Below are 13661 nucleotides of genomic sequence, written 5' to 3' on the forward strand. Positions count from 1 at the left end.
CATAATTCTGGTTTGAGTACATCTAGCCGATAAGCGGTCACCGCGCAGACCGCACAAAATCTGCAGGCTCGCTCTGGACTTGGAGCACCCGCGGGCGAAAGCGAGTCGGGGTTTCACGGATAACAGCGGCAATCTCGCCGCATTGCCTGTGTGCGCCTCGGAGGAGAAGGAATGGAAGAGATTTTCGACGACTACCTGGACGAAACCGGGAACATCCGAATTCCCGAGGATCACACCCTGGTTGACCACGTCGAGAAGCACACCCGAAACGACGCGAACACCCTCGCGTACCGCTACATCGATTATTCGCGTGAGCGTGACGGCGAAGTACAGGAGTTGACGTGGCGTGAGTTCGGTATCCGGCTGCGCGCGGTGGCCGCTCGACTGCAGCAAGTCACAAACCCGGGTGACCGGGTCGCGATCCTGGCGCCGCAAGGTTTGGACTATGTGATCTCCTTCTTCGCCGCGATCTACGCTGGCACGATTTCGGTTCCACTGTTCGATCCGGACGAGCCAGGCCACACCGACCGACTGCATGCGGTGCTCGGCGATTGTGAGCCCACGGCTATCCTGACCGCGAGCTCCTCCGCGGCTGGAGTCAGGCAGTTCTTCCGTTCGCTGCCCGCCGCTCAACGCCCTCGCATCATCGCGGTGGACGCGATTCCGGACAGCGTCAGCGTGGGTTGGGTACGTCCGGATATCGCGATCGATGACATCGCTTACCTGCAGTACACCTCGGGCTCGACCCGGGTGCCCGCCGGCGTCGAGATCACCCACCGCGCGGTCGCCACCAACCTGCTGCAGATGGTGGACGCGATCAACCTGAACTGGAATTCCCGTGGTGTCACCTGGTTGCCGTTGTTCCACGATATGGGCCTGCTGACGGTGATCCTGCCTGCGGTAGGCGGTAAGTACATCACGATCATGTCGCCGAGTGCGTTCGTGCGCCGTCCTTACCGATGGATCAAGGAGCTGGCCGCGGTCTCCGATGGGGCGGGCACCTTCGCCGCCGCGCCGAACTTCGCCTTCGAGCACGCCGCGGTGCGCGGTTTGCCGAAGAGCGGCGAGCCGCTCGATTTGTCGAACGTCATCGGACTGATCAATGGCAGCGAGCCGGTCACGACCTCATCGATGAAGAAATTCAACGAGGCGTTCGCACCCTATGGCTTGCCCAAGACCGCCATCAAGCCGTGCTACGGCATGGCCGAGGCGACGTTGTTCGTCTCCGCCACCAAGTCCGAGGACGAGGCCAAGGTCACCTACGTCGACCGTAAGGAACTCAACGCGGGCCACATGGTGCGGGTCGAGCCGAGCCACCAGGATGCGATCGCACAGGTTTCCTGCGGTTATATCGCGCTTTCGCAGTGGGCGACCATCATCGATCCGCAATCGGTCGAGTCCGAGGGCGGCGGTCGTGAGTTGCCCGATGGCAGGGTCGGCGAGATCTGGCTGCACGGTAACAATATGGGCATCGGCTACTGGGGTCGTCCTGATGAGACCGCGACGACGTTCCACAACAAGGTTACCCACCGGCTGCTGGAGGGCAGCCGTGCCGAGGGCGTCGAGCCCGACGCGAACTGGATGCGTACCGGTGACTACGGCGTGTACTTCGAGGGTGAGCTCTACATCACCGGCCGAGTCAAAGACTTGGTGATCGTGGATGGCCGCAATCACTACCCGCAGGACCTGGAGCACTCAGCTCAGGAAGCGAGCAAGGCCCTGCGCCCGGGCTTCGTCGCCGCGTTCTCGGTGCCTGCCAACCAGCTCCCGGCCGAGGTCTTCGCGCAGAACAGCCATTCCGGTCTGAAGTTCGACGCCGACGATACCTCTGAGCAGTTGGTCATCGTCGGTGAGCGTGGTCCTGGCGCGGGCAAGGCCGATCCACTGCCTATCGCAGACGCGGTGCGTGCGGCTATCTCGCAACGCCACGGCGTAACCGCGCGCGATGTCCTGCTGGTGCCCGCTGGCTCGATTCCGCGGACTTCCAGCGGCAAGATCGCGCGACAGGCCTGCCGGGCCGCTTATCTGGAGGGGACGTTGCGGGGTGGTTACACCCAGCAGGCCTTCCCCGATGCACCAGAAGAGTAATCGCCAACGGCGGCCTCGAACCGACCATCGGCGCTCGGCGCCGACCTTCCCATGCCGAGCGTCGATTTACGGTACGCCCGGTTACGCAGACAGGTAGCTTGAGAATTGATGGCTGACAACGAAGGCACGCCCACCCAGACGACAGATGCCGAGCCCACATCATCCGTCGCAGGCGCGGACTCGGCCGAGTCCGCGCCGGGCATGCGGAACGATATGTCGGTAGCGGAGCTGCGCGAGTGGCTGCGGCAATGGGTCGCCGATGCGATCGGGCAGCCGATCGGGCAGGTCACGGTGGATCGGCCGATGGAAGAGTTCGGGCTCGCCTCACGTGATGCCATCGCCCTTGCCGGTGATATCGAAGAATTGACCGGCGTCATGCTGACCGCCACTGCTTACTATCAGCATCCGACGATAGCCTCCCTCGCCGAGCGGATCATCAACGGCGAGCCGGAGATGCCGGCGGAATCGGCCGACGACGCCTTCTATACCGTGGGCTATACCCCGGACGAGGCGCATGACATCGCCATCGTGGGTCTGTCGACCCGGTTGCCCGGTGCAGGTGCCACTCCGGAGTCGACCTGGGAGTTCCTCATCGGGGGCGGCGATGCTATTCGCGAGCTGCCCGAGGGCAGGTGGGCCGAGTTTGCCGACGACCCGAGGGTAGCCGAGGCGATTGCCGCGGGCAACACGCTCGGCGGCTATCTGGATCAGGAGGTCGTGCAGGGCTTCGACGCGGAGTTCTTCGCGATGTCGCCCATCGAGGTGGAGCGGGTGGATCCGCAGCAGCGCTTGATGATGGAGCTGACCTGGGAAGCGCTGGAGCACGCCAGGATTCCGGCGAGTGAGCTCAGAGGTGAGCCGGTCGGCGTCTTCATCGGCACCTCGACCAACGACTTCATGTTGATCGCCGCGCTAGGGCTGGGCGAGGACGATCCGGCGGCCCCGGCATCGGCCGCGGCCTACGGCATTACCGGCAGCTCCACTGGCATCATCGCCAACCGCGTCTCCTACTTCTACGACTTCCGTGGTCCTTCGGTCGCGGTCGATACGGCTTGCTCGTCCACGTTGGTCGCAGTGCACCAAGCGGTGCGCGCGCTGCGCGCGGGCGATGCGGACCTCGCGCTGGCGGGCGGGGTGAACATGCTGTTGGCGCCAGTGGCCACGCTCGGCTTCGACTCGGTGGGCACGCTCGCGAAGGACGGTCGGATCAAGGCGTTTTCATCCGATGCCGACGGTATCGCGCGTTCCGAAGGTGGGGGGCTGGCCGTGCTCAAGCGGCTCGTCGACGCCGAGCGTGACGGCGACCGGATACTCGCCGTCATCAAGGGATCCGCTGTCAACAACGACGGCCGTTCCAACGGTCTGCTCGCGCCGAACCCGGACGCTCAGGCCGATGTGCTGCGTCGCGCTTACCGTGATGCGGGCATTGTGCCCTCTGCCGTCGATTACATCGAGGCGCACGGCACCGGCACCTTGCTCGGTGATCCGATCGAGGCCGATGCGCTCGCCCGCGTGGTCGGTCGTGGCCGCGAAGCCGACCGGCCTGCGTTGCTCGGCTCGGCGAAAACCAATTTCGGCCATCTCGAGTCCGGCGCCGGTGCGGCTAGCCTGGCCAAGGTGGTCATGGCGTTGCAACACGATGTCATTCCACCGAACATCAACTATGCGGGTCCGAACCCGTATATTCCGTGGGATCAGGCGCATCTGAAGGTCGTCGACGAGCCCACGGTGTTCCCGCGCTACAGCGGTATGGCCACCATCGGCGTCTCCGGCTTCGGTTTCGGTGGCACCAACGCGCACATTGTCATCCAGGAGTATGTATCTACGCCCTCCGCACCTGCCCCGGAAGATGGGTCCGGTGTAGATCAGGAGCCGGTGCCGGATGTGGCTGTACCGGATACGGTCGACTTGGACAACGAGAACACCGGCGTGTTATCAGAAGCCGACGCCGTCGTCTCGGCTGCCGTAATCGCTGAGTCCGCCACGGCTGCGGAGGGTGCCGAAACCGCTGCGGCCGACACCGAATACACCGCCGCGCGCACCGAACCGTTGCCGCTCATCCTGCCGGTGTCGGGATATCTGCCGTCGCGTCGCCGTCGCGCCGCCGCCGAGCTGGCTGACTGGTTGGAGACCGAAGCGGGCGCGCGGACCCCGCTCGCCGATGTGGCACGGTCGCTGGCCAAACGCAGCCACTGGCGCTCGCGTGGCGTTGTGCTCGCGAAGACGCATGAGGAGGCGATCGTCGGGCTGCGCGCCATTGCGGCGGGCAAGCCTGGGCCCGGGGTATTCACCGCCGACGCACCCGCTGCCATGGGCCCGATGTGGGTGCTTTCCGGTTTCGGCGCGCAGCACCGCAAGATGGGCAAGCAGCTCTATCTGGAGAACTCGATCTTCGCGAAGTCCGTCGACCAGGTCGATGAGTTGGTGCAGGACGAGGTCGGATACTCGGTGCGTGAGATGTTCCTGGACGATACTCAGGATTACACCGTCGGCACCTCGCAGGTCGGTATCTTCACCATTCAGATCGGCTTGGCCGCAGTGCTGCGCGCGCACGGTGCGGAGCCAGAGGCGGTGGTCGGCCATTCCATGGGTGAGGTCGCCGGCGCGTATATCGCAGGTGGCCTCGCATTGGAAGACGCGGTCCGTGTGATCTGTGCGAGGTCCCGCCTTATGGGCGAGGGCGAGCAGATGGTCAGCGATGACGATGTGCGCAATATGGCGTTGGTCGAGTACAGCGCGGAGGATGTCGCGAACCTGCTGTCGGACTACCCGGACGTCGAGGTGGCGGTGTACGCGGCGCCGACCAACACGGTGATCGGTGGACCGCAGGAGCAGGTCGCGGCGATCGTGGCACAGGTGGAGGCCGCGGGCAAGTTCGCCCGAGTGCTGCCGACCCGAGGTGCCGGGCACACCTCGCAGATGGATCCACTGCTCGGCGAGCTGGCCGCGGAGCTGGCGGGTATCGAGCCGACCGGGCTGAAGACCGGCCTGTACTCGACAGTGCACAAGGAAGAATTCTTCCGTCCCGGACACGATCCGATCCACGATGAGGACTATTGGGTCAAGAACATGCGCCACAGCGTGTACTTCACCAACGCGGTGAAACTCGCGGTACACGCCGGGCACACCACGTTCCTGGAGCTGGCACCGAACTCCGTTGCGCTGATGCAGATTCTGGGCACCACCTTCGCCGAAGGCATACCCGACGCACAGCTCATCCCGACGCTCAAGCGCAAGGAGGACGAATCCGCAGGAGTTATCAGCGCCCTCGCTCAGCTCTATGTGCACGGGCACCGGGTGGATTTGCCCTCGTTGCTGAGTTCCGGTGACTACGCGGATATTCCGCGAACCACGTTTGTGCGCAAGCCGTACTGGCCGAAGGCGAAGATCGCCGCGGGCGGTGACAACCGCGTTCCCGGTGCGCATGTCGCGCTGCCGGACGGCAGGCATGTCTGGCAGGTGCGGGCCGCGTCCGTCACTGACCTCGCAGCGCTGGTGACCGCGGCGGCGGCGCAGGTGCTGCGCGAGGTATCGCTGGGCGCGTCGATCTCGCACGGTGCGATTTCAGCCGAAGGAACGCTCACCACCACGCTCACTCCGCACCCAGGCGGCGCTTCGGTGCAGGTTCACGCCAAGGCGGGCAACGACTTCCGGATGGTGTTGGACGCCGTGGTCGTCTCGGGCGAGCCTTTGTCCGAACCCGCTGTGGTCGAGCCGATCTCGGCTATCGCAGCCGAGCCCGCCCAGAACAACGACGATTTCGAGATCGTGGAGACCTTCGGCGAGCGCTGGGACCCACATGGCAGGCAGACCGTGGAGGAACGTCTGGCGTTGATCGTCGCGGAATCCATGGGGTATGCCGTCGAAGACCTCCCGATGGAGATTCCGTTGATGGAACTCGGGCTGGACTCGCTGATGGCCATGCGCATCAAGAACCGGGTCGAGTACGAGTTCGACATCCCGCAGCTGCAGATTCAAGCCGTGCGCGATGCGAGCCTGCAGGAGGTCGGCAAGGTACTGCGCTACGCCATCGAACATCGAGACGAGGTGCAGGCGCTGGCCGATAAACAGGCTGCCGACAAGGCCGAGGGTGGATCGGGCGAACTGACCGTCGACGCGGATTTCATGGCTGCGGCCAGGGCGGCTATGGCCACCGGCGCCGACCCCACAGCAGCGGCACCTGGTGTGAACACCGAGGTGCCGGACATTGCCGGCGGTGCACCCGCAGCTTCCGACGCGGGGACACCGGAAACCGTTGCGCCCGATCCGGCTCCTGTCACGGAGCCTGCGCCGGGCGAGACGGTCGCGGCCTTCGGCGGTAGGCAGCAGTCCGTGTCCGCCGAAGACGACGTCCCCCCACGCGACGCCGCTGAGCGTCTGACTTTCGCTACTTGGGCGGTGGTCACCGGCCAGTCCGCCAAGGGCGTCTTCAACACGCTGCCGATCCTCGACGAGGACACTGCGGAGAAGCTGGCCGCACGTCTGACCGAGCGGGTCGGGGCCGAGATCACCGTTGATGATGTGCTCGACTGCGAGACTATCGAGCAGCTCGCCGAGATCGTCCGGACTCTGCAGGACAGTGGTGCCGATGTGGATGGTTTCGTCCGTCCGCTGCGGGCGCGGCCGGATGGTTCGTCCGCAGTGCCGGTGTTCGTATTCCATCCGTCGGGTGGCAACACGCTGGTCTACGAACCGCTGCTCAAGCGGTTGCCCGCCGATACTCCGATGTACGGCTTCGAGCGGGTCGATGGCTCTATCGCAGAGCGTGCGCGTCAATATGTGCCGGAGCTGCGCAAGCTGCAGGGTGATGGGCCCTTCGTGCTCTACGGTTGGTCGCTGGGCGCCGTATTGGCCATGGCGTCCGCACAGATCCTGCGCTCAGAGGGCGCGGATGTCCGGGTGGTCGGTCTGATCGACCTCGCGATCCCGAGCGAGCCCGAGGACGACAGTCCCGAAGAGCGGATACGTCGCATCGAGCGGTATCAGGCCTTCGCGAGGAAGACCTATGGTGTGCAAGGCGATCTCCCGCCCGAGCAGTTGCGAGAGCTGGCCGCCGCACCGGACGAGGAGCAGTTCCACATGGTCAGCGAGCTGGTCAAATTGACCGGCGCGAAGATCCCCGGTGGTGTGCTCGAGCACCAGCGCACCTCATGGGTCGAAAGCCGTGCCCTACAGCAGGTCGAGCCGACCCACTATGACGGTGATGTAATGCTCTACCTCGCCGATCGGTATCACGACGGCATGATCGAACTCGAGCCACGCTTTGCCGAGCGGTTACCGAACGGCGGCTGGGACGAGTACCTCCCTAATCTGGAAATCATCCATATCCCCGGCGATCACTTGCAGATCATCGATGAGCCGAGGATCGGGAAGATCGGGGCCGACTTGACCGCGAAGCTCGCCGCGATCGAGGCGAAAGGGGACAAGTGAGCACTGCTGCCGAGAAACTCGCAGACCTACGTGTTCGACTGGAGTCAGCGCGAGAGCCGGCGGGGGAAGCGGGGGTGGCCAAGCGAGCGAAGAAAGGAGTTCCCAGCGCGCGCGCTCGGATCGATATGCTGCTCGATCCAGGCACCTTCGTGGAAATCGGTGCACTGGTGCGCACACCGGGTGATCCCGCCGCGCTCTACGGCGATGGTGTGGTCACCGGGTACGGCATGGTAGAGGGCAGGCCCGTAGCGGTCTTCTCGCATGACCAGACCGTCTACGGCGGTTCGGTCGGCGAGATGTTCGGCCGCAAGGTAGCCGGGATCCTGGAGTACGCGGCCAAGATCGGCTGTCCGGTGGTCGGCATCAACGATTCCGGCGGGGCGCGGGTGCAGGAGGCGGTCACTTCGTTGGCTTGGTACGCGGAGTTGGGCCGACGTCAGGAGCCTTTGTCGGGACTGGTCCCACAGATCTCGATGGTTCTCGGAAAATGCGCGGGTGGCGCCGTATATGCCCCGATCAACACCGATGTGGTGGTCGCTACCGAAGAGGCATATATGTTTGTCACCGGCCCGAAGGTGATCCGAGAGGTCACCGGCGAGGATGTGAGTCTGGAGGAACTCGGCGGCGCGCGCAGCCAAGCCGAGTACGGCAATATCCATCACGTCGCCGAAAACGAGACAGCGGCATTCGAGTGGGTGCGCGAGTACCTGGGTTACCTGCCGACCAGCTGTCAGGAGCGAGCTCCGATCGTGAACCCGGGCCTCGAGCCGGGGACCACTGACAGCGACCTGGAACTGAACTCGATCATCCCGGATTCCGACAACGCCGGATACGACATGCACGACATTCTGTTGCGTATTTTCGACGATGGGGCATTCCACGAGGTCGGCGCGTCCGCAGGGCGCAACATCATCACCGGTTTCGCCCGCGTGGACGGGCGCAGCGTCGGCGTGGTCGCCAATCAGCCGATGGTGTCCGCGGGCGCGCTGGACGCGCGGGCCTCGGACAAGGCGGCACATTTTGTCCGCCTGTGCGACGCGTTCGAGATTCCGCTGGTATTCGTTGTCGATACGCCTGGGTTCCTGCCCGGAGTGGAGCAGGAGAAGATCGGCGTCATCAAGCGTGGCGGCCGGTTCTTGTTCTCCTTTGTCGAAGCCACGGTACCGAAGGTAACCGTGGTGATCCGCAAGGCCTACGGCGGCGGTTATGCCGTGATGGGCTCCAAGCAGCTCGGCGCCGATGTGAACTTGGCCTGGCCCACCGCGCGCGTCGCGGTGATGGGTGCCGAGAGCGCGGTCAGCTTGATCGGCGGCAAACGGATCGAGTCCGCTCCGGAAGAGCAGCGAGCGGCGATCCGGCAGCAGATGATCGACTTCTACAACGCCACCGTGGCCACGCCGTGGGTGGCCACCGAGCGCGGGTACATCGACGCGGTCATCGAACCGTCGGCCACCCGGTTGGAGATCCGCCGCGCCTTACAGCTGTTGCGGGACAAAACCCTCGCGCGCAACCCACGCAAGCACCACCTGCTGCCGCTGTAGCGGCGCTGAGACGCGGGCAACCAGTCAAGCGCGGCAACCGGCCAGGACCGCGCCTTGTGGGCGCGGCCCTGCGCGCGGTGAGCCTATCGGAAGATCAACCGATGTCGGCGGTTTCGATGACGACATCTTCGACCGGCACATCCTGGTGCATACCCGCCGAGGATGTGGCGACAGCGGCGATTTTGTCGACCACTTCGGTGCCCTCGATCACCGTGCCGAAGACCGCGTAGCCCCATCCAGCGGGAGTGGAGGCGGAGTGGTTGAGGAAGTCATTGTCGGAGACGTTGATGAAGAACTGCGCGGTGGCCGAGTGCGGATCGTTGGTGCGTGCCATCGCGATGGTGTACTTGGTGTTCTTCAGGCCGTTGTTCGCCTCGTTCTGGATCGGGGCCTTGGTTCCCTTCTGGCGCAGCCCGGGCTCGAAGCCACCGCCTTGGATCATGAAGCCCGGAATGACACGGTGGAAAATCGTTCCGTTGTAGTGGCCCGCATTCACGTAGTCCACAAAGTTACGTACCGTGGCCGGCGCCTTCTGCTCGTCGAGCTCGAGGACGATCGGGCCGTGGTTGGTCGAGATATTCACCTTGGTCATACCCCCACCTTTCCATCAGGCCGCTACCGGTCAGCGACACGGGGGGCCGTTCCTCCCCCACAGCGGATTCCGGGGCAATTTTCTTGCATATCGGCACAACTTTCCGGCCGTCGGCTCCGAACATTCTGAGGGCCACGAATCTCTCCGCCCTGCGCCTGCGCTCGCGTGTGCGCGCGGGAAGCTAGCATTGCCAATCGTGCACGACGCCGCTACCGCTGTCTTGACAAAACCCCCCGCCGCCCCGACGGCGACCTTGCGCGATTTCCGTACCGCGCGAATCATCGCGTTGATCGCCGGGGCGCTGGGCGCGTTATTCGCGCTGGCGACGCCGTTCTTGCCGGTCACGCAGACGACCGCGGCACTGAACTGGCCGCAGAGCGGAACACTCGGCGATGTGCAGGCGCCGCTGATGTCGCAGGTACCGATCAAACTGGACGCCACGATCCCGTGCACGGCCATCGCGCAGTTACCTGGACGAGGCGGCATGCTGTTGGCTACCGCGCCGCCGCAGGGCGACCGAGCCGCGTTGGAAGCCATGTTCGTACGAGTCTCGCCGGACTCGGTGGATGTGGTCGACCGCAATGTGGTCGTGGTATCGGCTGAGCGTGCGCGGATGAACGAGTGCACCTCGCTGCGCATCCACTCGGACAACGGCCGCACCTACGCGGCGTTCGACGGACTCACCAAGCAGGTCGAGCGGCCGGTCGAGGGCGGTCGGCCGGGGGCGGTCGAAAAGATCACGGTGCCGGTGGAAGGGCAGCTGATCGGCGATCACCGGCCGCAGGTGGTCGGGGTGTTCTCTGACCTGAAAGGCGCGGCTCCCTCCGGACTGGCTGTGCACATGACGGTGGATACCCGCTTCTCGACCAGCCCGACCGTGATCAAGTTGATCGCGATGTTCGCGGCGGTGCTGTGCACACTGCTGGCGCTGGCGGCGTTGGCTCGACTCGACGGCAGCGACGGGCGCGGACACCGCCGGTTTTTCCCGGCGAGCTGGCTGAAGCCGACCTGGGCGGACGGCGCGGTGGGCGGCACCCTGCTGCTGTGGCATTTCGTCGGCGCGAACACCTCCGACGATGGTTACATCCTCACCATGGTGCGGGTGGCCCCGCACGCGGGCTATATGGCCAACTACTTCCGCTGGTATGGCGTGCCGGAGGCTCCGTTCGGCTGGTACTACGACGTAATCCGGCTCTTCGCGCAGATCTCCACGGCCAGCCCGTGGGTGCGGTTGCCCGCTTTGGCCTGCGCGCTGCTGTGCTGGATGGTGATCAGCCGTGAGGTCGTGCCTCGGCTGGGGCGTGGCGTGCGGACAAGCAAAGTGGCGCTGTGGACCGGCGGCCTGGTGTTCCTGGCTTTCTGGTTGCCCTACGACAACGGTTTGCGCTCCGAGCCGATCGTCGCGCTCGGCGCGTTGCTGACCTGGGTGTCGATCGAGCGGGCGATTGCGACCAGCCGTCTGTTGCCTGCCGCAGTCGCTGTGTTGGTGGCGGCGTTCACCTTGGCCGCGGCGCCGACTGGGCTCATGTGTGTGGCGGCGCTGCTCGCGGGCATCCGGCCGATGGTACGCATCGTGGTGCGCAGGCGTCGGGAGTTCGCCGCTGCGGGCGTAGGGCGGTGGGGCTCGACGCTGCCACTGCTGGCGCCGATCGCGGCGGCCGGTTTCCTCGTATTGACGGTGGTCTACAGCGATCAGACCTTCGCGAGCATCCAGGAGGCCAACCGGGTACGCCAGGCGACCGGTCCCAACCTCCACTGGAACGAGGACTACCTGCGGTACTACTACCTGTTCGTGGAAACTGTCGACGGTTCGCTGTCGCGTCGTTTCGCTTTCTTGGTGATGCTGTTGTGTCTGTTCACCACCATGCTGGTGTTGTTGCGGCGCAGGCGGGTTCCCGGCATCGCGAGCGGGCCGACCTGGCGACTGATGGGTGTGGTGTTCGGAACCATCTTCTTTATGATGTTCAACCCGACCAAATGGACGCATCACTTCGGCGCATACGCGGGTATCGCGGGCTCACTGGCCGCGGTCACCGCGGTCGTGGTCTCGGCGAGTGCGTTGCGGGCGCGTAAGAACCGGGTGATCTTCCTGGCCGGGTTGCTGTTCGTGCTCGCGATTTCGTTCTCCGGCATCAACGGCTACTGGTATGTGTCCAGTTACGGGGTGCCGTGGTTCGACAAGCCGGTCTCGCTGCACGGCTACCAGTCCAGCACCCTGATGCTCATCTTGTTCGGCTTGGCGCTCGCGCTGATCGGCTGGTACGCGCTGCGTGAGGATTACGCCGGACCGCAACCGTCGGCAAAGACGCTGCGGGGTAGGGGGATTGGCCGGTTTGCCGCGATTCCGCTGACCGTGGTCACCGCGATGATGGTAGCGCTGGAAGTGCTTTCGCTGGTCAAGGGCGCGATCTCGCAGTACCCAGCTTACTCGCTGGCCCGCGCGAACTTCGCCGCGCTCGGCGGCGACACCTGTGGCCTGGCCAATGATGTTCTGGTGGAGCCGGACCCGAACAGCGGCAGGCTGAAGCCGATCATCGACCCGGCGCATCCACCGACCGATCCGGCTGATCCACTGGCAGGCGTCGATCCAGTCGGCTTCGATCCGAATGGTGTGCCTGATGACCTGTCTGCCGATAGCGTGCCAGTGAAGCCGGGAACCGGAAACACCTCGAATCAGTCGATCGGCGCTGCCTTCGCCGAAGGACAGAGCGCGGGCACTGGTGGCGGTCAGGGCGCGCGGGGCGTCAACGGCAGCACTGTTGCCCTGCCATTCGGCCTCGACCCGGCGACCACCCCGGTCCTAGGCAGCTTTCAGAAAGGTATGCAGGAGCCTGCGGAACTCACTTCCAGTTGGTATCAGCTAGCCCCGCGTTCGGCAGACAGGCCGCTGGTGGTGATCTCGGCCGCAGGGCGCATTCTCTCCTACGACGACACTGGTGCGATGCAGTACGGTCAATGGCTGACCGTCGACTACGGCAAGCGTCTGCCGGACGGCAGCGTGCGCAAGCTCGGCACCTATCAGCCGCGAGACATCGGTCCGGCCCCGTCCTGGCGTAATCTGCGGATACCGTTGGATGAGATCGCGCCGGATGCCGATGCGGTGCGTATCGTCGCTCGGGATCCCTCTCTGATCGGTGACCAATGGCTGGCGTTCACGCCGCCACGCATGCCGAAGCTGCAGTCGCTCAACAGTTTCCTCGGCTCAGAGCAGCCGATCCTGCTGGACTGGGCAGTAGGCCTGCAGTTCCCCTGCCAACGGCCGTTCTACCATCGAAACGGAGTGGCGGAAATGCCCAACTATCGCATCCTGCCCGACCGACCGCTGGCGGTCAGCTCGACCAACACGTGGCAGGCCGAGGAGTTCGGCGGCCCGCTCGGCTTCACTCAGATGCTGGCGAAATCGACTACGGTGCCCACGTACCTGAAGGACGATTGGGCGCGCGACTGGGGTTCATTGGAACGGTATACCCGGTATGACCGCAGTGCGGTCCCAGCCACCCTGGACACCGGCACGGTAACCAGGTCGGGTCTGTGGTCGCCCGGCAGGTTACGGGTGTTCTGAGGGTGTTCCTACCCGTTCCGGATCACTCTGGACTCAGGCCGCCGCGCAAGCGAGCTCGGGTGGCGGCCTGTCGTTCGGTTTCCGGTGCGAAGCAACCGAACGCTCAGACCTTCAGCCGAAGACCGAGCTCGCGCCGGAGCACCTCTTGTGAGGGAAGTCGACTCAGCATCCGCAGCACCGCGAGACGCAGTTCCCGTTGTTCTTCCTCATTGAGCAGTCCGACAAGATCACGTAGATCCATATCATCGAATGCCGTTGTCATAGCTCTCAGATTAAGGCCAGGAGCCCGATTCGTCCTGTAATACGGCACTATGGGTGGAAATATATTTTCATACCGTACAACCGGTTTCGTGTCCGCGCGGTGTGGTAGGCGGCTCGGCTCGAGAGCCCAGCCCAGCGTTCGACAAGTCGAGTGCGACTTCAGGATTGCGCGGTGGGTTTCGATGTG

Annotated in this window: 6 protein-coding genes; 4 read left to right on the plus strand and 2 right to left on the minus strand. The window is 64.6% G+C overall.

Going from position 1 to position 13661, the window contains the following annotated elements; all coding sequences use genetic code 11:
- Positions 1–171: 171 nt before the first annotated feature.
- The 3 genes from fadD32 (at position 172) to ACX4ZE_RS07550 (ending at position 9059) form a co-directional block, all read left to right on the plus strand.
- Positions 172–2088 carry a long-chain-fatty-acid--AMP ligase FadD32 gene (gene fadD32 / locus ACX4ZE_RS07540; protein ID WP_480272599.1) on the plus strand — a complete coding sequence of 639 codons (1917 nt, stop codon included), beginning with the start codon at positions 172–174 and terminating at the stop codon, positions 2086–2088.
- Positions 2089–2196: 108 nt separating this feature from the next.
- Positions 2197–7518, plus strand: coding sequence for a polyketide synthase Pks13 (gene pks13, locus ACX4ZE_RS07545; protein WP_480272600.1), 5322 nt, complete (start codon positions 2197–2199; stop codon positions 7516–7518).
- The gene (locus tag ACX4ZE_RS07550) at positions 7515–9059 is read left to right on the plus strand and encodes an acyl-CoA carboxylase subunit beta (RefSeq protein ID WP_480272601.1); all 1545 of its coding nucleotides are present in this window, start codon (positions 7515–7517) and stop codon (positions 9057–9059) included. The genes pks13 and ACX4ZE_RS07550 overlap by 4 nt, the downstream gene beginning before the upstream one ends.
- A gap of 94 nt (positions 9060–9153) precedes the next feature.
- Here the strand turns inward: ACX4ZE_RS07550 and ACX4ZE_RS07555 are convergent, their stop codons facing one another.
- Positions 9154–9651, minus strand: coding sequence for a peptidylprolyl isomerase (locus tag ACX4ZE_RS07555; protein ID WP_480272602.1), 498 nt, complete (start codon positions 9649–9651; stop codon positions 9154–9156).
- A gap of 196 nt (positions 9652–9847) precedes the next feature.
- Between ACX4ZE_RS07555 and ACX4ZE_RS07560 the strand changes: the two genes are divergently transcribed.
- Positions 9848–13213, plus strand: coding sequence for an arabinosyltransferase domain-containing protein (locus ACX4ZE_RS07560; RefSeq protein ID WP_480272603.1), 3366 nt, complete (start codon positions 9848–9850; stop codon positions 13211–13213).
- Positions 13214–13316: 103 nt separating this feature from the next.
- Here the strand turns inward: ACX4ZE_RS07560 and ACX4ZE_RS07565 are convergent, their stop codons facing one another.
- The gene (locus tag ACX4ZE_RS07565; RefSeq protein ID WP_480272604.1) at positions 13317–13475 is read right to left on the minus strand and encodes a hypothetical protein; all 159 of its coding nucleotides are present in this window, start codon (positions 13473–13475) and stop codon (positions 13317–13319) included.
- Positions 13476–13661: the final 186 nt, after the last annotated feature.

It is taken from the genome of Nocardia sp. TBRC8007 (genome assembly GCF_056629435.1).